This window comes from Methylocystis sp., from assembly GCF_051061225.1.
Taxonomy (GTDB): Bacteria; Pseudomonadota; Alphaproteobacteria; order Rhizobiales; family Beijerinckiaceae; genus Methylocystis.
Genome location: NZ_JBPFEB010000141.1, coordinates 1 through 4,855, shown reverse-complemented (window position 1 = coordinate 4,855; position 4,855 = coordinate 1). Strand labels below are relative to the sequence as shown.

3 protein-coding genes and 3 pseudogenes are annotated in these 4,855 nt (G+C 59.3%); 2 read left to right on the top strand and 4 right to left on the bottom strand.

All coding sequences use genetic code 11. From position 1 onward, the window contains the following. Positions 1–155, bottom strand: a 155-nt coding sequence (locus ACR652_RS24280; protein ID WP_434509040.1) for a helix-turn-helix domain-containing protein, incomplete at its 3' end; no start/stop codon positions are given. Between the two features lie 110 nt (positions 156–265). Between ACR652_RS24280 and ACR652_RS24275 the strand changes: the two are divergent. Further along, a pseudogene (locus ACR652_RS24275) lies at positions 266–568 on the top strand (MBL fold metallo-hydrolase); the annotation flags it as partial. 50 nt (positions 569–618) lie between these two features. Here ACR652_RS24275 and ACR652_RS24270 read toward each other — a convergent pair. From ACR652_RS24270 to ACR652_RS24260, 3 genes and pseudogenes are all read right to left on the bottom strand, one after another. After that, positions 619–2,239 (bottom strand): annotated as a pseudogene (locus tag ACR652_RS24270) (ISL3 family transposase). 221 nt (positions 2,240–2,460) lie between these two features. Further along, positions 2,461–3,258: a response regulator gene (locus ACR652_RS24265; protein ID WP_434509039.1), complete on the bottom strand. Its 798-nt coding sequence runs from the start codon at positions 3,256–3,258 to the stop codon at positions 2,461–2,463. Positions 3,259–3,592: 334 nt separating this feature from the next. Next, positions 3,593–4,234, bottom strand: coding sequence for a LysM peptidoglycan-binding domain-containing protein (locus ACR652_RS24260; RefSeq protein WP_434509038.1), 642 nt, complete (start codon positions 4,232–4,234; stop codon positions 3,593–3,595). 180 nt (positions 4,235–4,414) lie between these two features. Between ACR652_RS24260 and ACR652_RS24255 the strand changes: the two are divergent. Then, positions 4,415–4,855 (top strand): annotated as a pseudogene (locus ACR652_RS24255) (NADH-quinone oxidoreductase subunit D); the annotation flags it as partial.

Genomic DNA, 4,855 nt, shown 5'->3' with positions numbered 1-4,855 from the left:
TCATCGCGAACCGAGGCCCGCTTCTTCCATTTGGCGATCGTCTTCTGGTTGACGCCATACCGCTTGGCGAGGGCTCTCAGGCTCTCTTGACTATTTTGTATCGCTCGACGCACCGCCTCTGTCGTGCGGGCGCTCCCGTGGAGAACCTGGCCCATAGTGCATCCTTCCAGTCGCTGGATAAGATTGCACCACTAAACCCCGGGATCAAACAGCTAGGGAGAGCCGCTGGCCAGCTGCTTTGAGTTGCAGGGGGAAAGGGGCATCCATGATTTTTCGCCAATTCTTCGACTGCGCCTCCTCCACCTACACTTATTTGCTGGCCAGCCGATACGGTGGCGAGGCCCTGATCATCGATCCCGTGTTGGAGAGAGTAGACCGCTACCTCCAGCTTGGCCATGAGCTTGACCTTAATCTGGTAAAGGTCATTGACACGCATCTGCACGCCGACCACGTGATGGGCTCGGCTGTGCTGCGCGATCGCACCCACTGCATCACGGTTATGGGGGAACAAACACACGCCGACGTCATTGTCAGGGGCCATCTTGGCTTGAGAATTTCCGATTCCGAATCGAAAAAGCCATCAAACCCGGTCTTCCTCACTTCCTGTTGCAGTGATTGCTACACAGGAAGCAGGCGGGCCCGGAGGAGCTCTGGCCCTGCTCGTCCATACATCGTTCGTTTGAGTGCCTTCAGGCGATTGATCTGTCCTTCTGTCTGGCCGTTGCTCCAGGGCTCAGTGATCGCATTTCTCACCGCGTCGATGTCTCTTTGCGCCGTGCGAGCGAAACGCTGCATCGCGTACAAGCCCGATTTCTGGGCGTCTCTCAGCCAGGCGCCGAGCTTGCCAACGCTCTTGCTTTTGAGGAGGCCCCTGAAGCGCATAGCGAGCCGACGCATTGTCGCGAACTATGGCCAGTCCTTTTTCATCGACTCGACTTTTGCAGCTTGATTACAGTCCACGCGGCTTGATGCAGAGCGCGGCGGCGACGATCGGCGAGATCGAACGTCCAGTCGCGGGATCGACGGGTCTTGGATTCGGAACAGTCGATGTGGGCTTTACAGTCCTGGATCTCGGATTGCGCCATTTCGCCAGCAGCCGTTCGAGATTTGAGAAACTGCCGGTGTAACCGCGTGCTCTAATCTCCTGGAACAGGCGCCGGCCGCGCACGCAACCTTCCGACCAGCGGCGCGATAGAAATTCCTCGAAATGCCGCGGAGACGTCGTCTTCGGGGCCGAAGCGCTCCGTTGAGGAAGCACTTCGGCTCGGATCCATTTGGCGACCGTGCGACGATCGAAACCCGTCTGGCGCGCGATGTCCACCACATTTCGACCCTCCTTGCGTAGCGCGCGAACCCGATCGAAAACCGCTTGCCTTGAACGCTCGTTGGCTACTCTGGTGAGGCGGCGATGCTCAGCGCCGCCATGCTTGTCTCTCACGCTGGCAACCTCTTCGCCGTCCGCCGGCAGCAATGGACGTGCGGAAAACCCTGTTGCACGGCCGAGTTGCGCCTGAACGGCCTCCCGCAGGTTCTGCAGGATATGAAAACGGTCGGCAATTTGCCGTGCCTGCGGCGCTCCCTCGTGTGCGCCTTGGGCGAACGAACCGCAGCGATCACGGCTGATGATCTCGACGCCAGGATGCCGCTTGAGCCAGTCTGCAGTCATGCCTGCCGCGCGTTCCGGGAAGAGATCGAGCACCTCCCGTCGCTCCAGGTCCACGATGATGGTCCCGTAAGTGGAGCCTTTTCGCCAAGCCCAATCATCGACGCCCACGACGCGCGCCGTCTCCTCCGAGCCGCGCGTCTTCACTCGTCGTTTGAGGCAGCGCAGTATCGTGTCATCGCTGGTCGGCATGCCAATTCGCTTGATCAAGCGCTCTCCCGGACGCCCGCCCACGCCATGGCCGAGAAGATAAATGATTTCGGTGGCCCGCTCGGTGCGGCGCGCTCGAGGTGCCGCGACCTCGGGCAGTTGCGCAGTGAGCGTCTTACGCGCGCAGCCTTCGTTTCGACATTGCCAGCGCTGGAGGCGAAGCTTCACAGCGACGGGGGCGCCTTGTGCTGGCAAATCCTGGAGATGACGCTCGTGCCAGCCGTATCGGCGCGTCGAGCTTTTCCCGCAGTCTGGACAGACACTAGACCCGACGGCCGTCGCTGAAATCAGCCATTGGCCATCCATCTGTTTTGCGACCAGAATTCTTACGCCCTTCCCCAGGGACCAAATCGCTCTTCTTGCCACGCGGTCAAGCTATGGCCTGTCCCCCAATCGATCAAGGGCGCAACAGGAAGTGAGGAAGACCCACCAATTGTGAGAATGCGCCATGTTCACGGGGTCTGCCTCACTTTTCGTGCTTTTTACCGGTTGGTGACTTTGTAGCCGGTATTGAGCACTTGACGAGAGGCTAGCAGTTTCAATTGACACGGCGCGGGTGAACGAAACTCTGTCGAACAGCGACATGTTTACCGGGCTGCGGCCTGTTGCTCCCAAAGCTCCCTTTCTTCACTCGAAAGTCTCTCATAAGCTGCCTTGGCTTGTTTACGAAGCTCGTCGCCTTCTGGCGTGCCGCCTGCGCACCATGCTTCGAAGAGGAGGCGAAGGGTGTCAATGAGCGGCGCATGCCTCTCGGACGTTTCTTCGCCATCCTTGCCGCTTTCCAGCATCTCCTCTATCCAAATGTAAGCGTCGCCTTCGTCGATCGGGTTGACATAAGCCGGCGGGCAGGAAAAGTTCTCGGTCGTCTTGGCGATGAGGTTCATAGCCGCAATATAGTCCCGGAGTTCGGGCATGCGTCTTGCGGGTTTTTCGTGGCGCCTATCCGGCGGCGCCGGGCAATGTGCCCCTATCAGTTCTGTAGCGACGCGAAGTAACGCGGCGGAGTCGACGGGTTTAGCAAAAACCCTATCTGCGCCAGCCTGGGTCGCCTCTTCATGAAGTGACGGCGACGTCGATTTCGTCAGCACGAGCACCGGCAAATCCTTAAGGAGGGGGTGTCCACGTAGGGCGGATAGGAACTCTCTCACGTCACAGTGAAGCACATCCAGGTCAACGACAACCGCATGAGGTAAGGCCTCGGTCAGGTAATATTGCGAGATGAGATAGAGGGTGGCCAAGCCGTCTTGGACCTGCTCGAGCTCGATCTCCATTTGCAGCCTCTCCCGCGCCTCGGCGACTGCCTGTTTAAATGACATCATGTAATGCGGATCATTCTCGACCAGCACAATGCGACAGGCATTTCTCTCCGTCTCGATGTCGGGCATGTCACTCCCCGCTTTTTCTTTAGTAGCAGCCAACCAAGCTTATGAAGCGCCTCTTCAAAGTTCGACAAGGTCCGCGACCGCGCTTTTGCTCAGGCAAGGATTTCAAGGCGTCTTACGATCATCCTAAGTGCTTGCGCAGCCACTGTTGGGCGACGGCGGGGCCGCGAGGGTAGGACGACAAGATTTCTTGAAGGCAGGGGAATAGGGAGCGCTGCCGGTCATTCGCTCCTGCGCCATATTCGACCTTGGAAGAGCGACCAAACGGAATGTCTGCGCCGCCAAGGCATCCAAAAAACGGGCAGCTGCCGGGTCGTTTACGCGAGTGGAAGTCGATTTACCTCGGAATCGCCACCTTTCCGGGGTGCGGCAGGTTGATCGTCTCGCCCGGGCGCAGGCGGCTCGGATCCAAATGTGGATTCGCCGCTACAATGTCACGCCACCGACCGGCGTCGTGATAGGCTTTCCTTGCAATGCCCCCGAGCGTGTCGCCAGCCACGACCGTATAAACGCCCTCGCCCCTTGCCTGCTCTCCAGGGTGCTTAGCAGGCGCCTCCGGCGTGTTCATGGGGGTCTTCATGTAAGGAGCCGACGCCGGCGCAGCTTCGCGAGTGGCCGCGCTTTTGGCTTCGATCGTCTGCCGTGTACCGGTGTGCTCATAACGCCAAAGCGCTCCGACGAACAGAACCGCTGCCGCCAAAATCGCCAGGGCGCCCGCGATCGGCGCTCTGTTGATCACGCCCGCGACAGGCAATGCGCCGGAAGTCGCCGGCGCGAGTGCAGCGACATATGTCTGCTCGACCTCTCTTCTCTGGCGCCTCTCAAGTTCGCCAAGCCTGATCTCGGCGCTGTTTGCATCGAGAATCCGAATGATCGGCTCGGCCCGAGCCTGCAGAATCTTGATCAGTTCCAGGCATTCGCGCGCCGTTTGCGGGCGATCGACGATCGGATCGATTCCGTGAACGACAGCGTAAGCCACGATGGCTAGCCGCTTTCTCTTTACAGGGCGAGGGCCTTGGAGCCGAACTGACGTTGAGTTAGAAGCCAAACACCTGAAGGCAAGTCCAGGAGCGACGCTTTCGTATCGGCGAGCTTGCTCGAACAACTCTTGCACCCTATTTCGCGCTCAAAACCACACCGACCGGACGACGAAATGTCCATGTCGAGCCGTTCCTTACAGACCGCGAACCCCTTTCCGCAGCGAAACTTCGTGCTTAACTTCGGGCCGGTGCACCCGGCCGCTCATGGCGTCCTCCGCCTGATATTGGAGCTCGATGGGGAGGTCGTTCTCCGGGCGGATCCGCATGTTGGATTTTTGCATCGCGGCACGGAGAAGCTGATCGAGCACAAGACCTATCTGCAGGCGCTTCCTTATTTCGATCGCCTTGACTATGTCGCGCCGATGAATCAGGAGCACGCCTTCTGTCTGGCCGTGGAAAAGCTCCTCGAAATAAACGTGCCTTGGCGCGCTCAACTGATACGCGTGCTCTTCTGCGAGATTGGGCGGCTGCTATCGCACCTTCTGAACATCACCACGCAGGCGTCAGACGTCGGAGCGCTCACGCCTAACCTGTGGGGGTTCGAGGAACGAGAGAAGCTC

What these genes read in the sequence shown, in the direction of transcription:
- ACR652_RS24265 (WP_434509039.1), bottom strand. Translation starts at nt 3,258, where the DNA reads ATGCCCGACATCGAGACGGAGAGAAATGCCTGTCGCATTGTGCTGGTC.